At 33.1% G+C, this 1,878-nt stretch carries 2 protein-coding genes; both read left to right on the top strand.

Annotated features, from left to right (window positions below; translation table 11 throughout):
• Positions 1-776: 776 nt before the first annotated feature.
• Positions 777-1,391: a hypothetical protein gene (locus tag F6K13_RS31180; protein WP_124145826.1), complete on the top strand. Its 615-nt coding sequence runs from the start codon at positions 777-779 to the stop codon at positions 1,389-1,391.
• Positions 1,392-1,402: 11 nt separating this feature from the next.
• On the top strand, positions 1,403-1,878 hold a 476-nt coding region (locus F6K13_RS31185; RefSeq protein ID WP_287289579.1), incomplete at its 3' end, for a hypothetical protein.

Consider the following 1,878-nt stretch of genomic DNA (forward strand, 5'->3'; position numbering starts at 1 on the left):
TGTTGTACGGTTAAAGTTAAAAGTGTGGCGAGCCTTAATATAATATCGTAAATAAATCAATCCGGTAAAAGACTAAACTAGGTGGTAAAATCAGAAAGTATATTTTTAACTAGCTATCAACTATTAGCTATCAGCTATCAGCGGAAAAATTTGTCTATATAATTAGGCACCTGTTTCCAGGGCAGTCCAGACCGAAGAGCTTGGTTGATTAATGGATAATTGATAATGGATAATTACCTCTCCCTAAAAGCTATGCTTTATCAGCAAAATTCTTTACAAAAGTGGATAATGCCTATTATAAAAAGCTTACGAGCATTTTTTTGATTTTACTAATTTGACAAATTGACTAACTTGTGTACTTCTAAAAGTTGTTTTTTGTCGTTGCGATGGCAAGGACACTAGGAGCTTTCAGCCTCTATTACATCAAATGATATTTTTGTCAAGTTTTATGTGAAGAAAGATGTTTATAAAGCATATCCCTAAAAGGGAGAGGATTGACAAGTAAGGAAAAAATTTATTTTTTTTCCCTTGAAAGGGCAGGCTTTTAACCGGAATTGTTTAATTATTAATTATTAATTATTCGGTAAAAAATCCCCGAATTCTAGCTTGTAGCTTAATTTTAGGAGGAGTTGCGCATCCCCTTTCTGTACGGGAATGGTACGCAAAGGCGCAAAGCTGACCGCTGATTGCTGGACTGCTGTTTGCCAAGCATTCCGCAGGAAACGCTTTTTAACATTTATTCAGAACTCTGGCAGTTCGTAACATAAGGAGAAAATATGGCCGAATTAAGTAAGGAAGAAATGCGTGAAAGACTGGGAAATATTGACAAGATTCGTGATATAATATTTGGCCCTAAGCTCAGAGAGTACGAAAATCGTTTTGAAAAGCTAGAATCAGAATTATCCTCTGTCAAACAAGAAACTAAAAATCAAATAGAACAAGTAAAAAGTGCTTTTTCTACAGAACTTCAAGCTACAGTTGATTCTATAGAGAAAAAGATTAGGAATATTAACTTAAATATCCAAAATACTCAAGAAGATGTTGTGGAAACTAAGCAACAAATTGAGCGAGTAAATCGCAAAATTATTACTACTAAAGAAGCTTTAAATGAAATTATTGATAATCAAACAACTTCTCTACGGGAAGATTTATCACAAACAAGGGAGAAATTACAGAATGATGTTAGTCATTTAAAAACCCAAATATTTGAAGAACTTGAAAAGCGCTTTTCTTTGCTTAAGGATGTGAAAGTATCACGGGATGATTTAGCAGAAATAATGTTTGAAGTTGGCATGAGAATGAAAAAAACTGAGTTTGTGAGCGAACTCAAAGAAGCAGCAGATAAAGATTTAGAAAAAGAGCTTTTAATCTCAGACAACCATCATAAATGATCGGAATATAGATGGCTTACTTAAACGAAAAATCGATTAATAAATCACAAGATATTAATCATAATCAATCTGTTGAACTGAATACGGAAACAGTTGAACAGTTAAGACGCTTGTTGAGTTTATTGGTGGATTTAAACTTAGTTGATTTTCCGGAAGATTTAACAGCAGAATCAACGGACTCTCAAGAAGATATAGATTTTCAAGAAACTACAGTAAATCAAACAGAAAATCATCAAAATTCAACCCATCAGAGAATCACAAAACACCCGGAACAAAATCAGCAGAACATTAATGATTTTTCGGAAGATTTAACAGGAGAATCAATTAACTCTCAAGAAGATATAGATTTTCAAGAAACTACAGTAAATCAAACAGAAAATCATCAAAATTCAACCCATCAGAGCATCACTGATTTTTCGGAAGATTTAACAGGAGAATCAATTAACTCTCAAGAAGATATAGATTTTCAAGAAACGGCAGTAAATCA

This window comes from Okeania sp. SIO2B9 (assembly GCF_010672505.1).
In the GTDB taxonomy this organism is placed as follows: Bacteria; Cyanobacteriota; Cyanobacteriia; order Cyanobacteriales; family Microcoleaceae; genus Okeania; species Okeania hirsuta.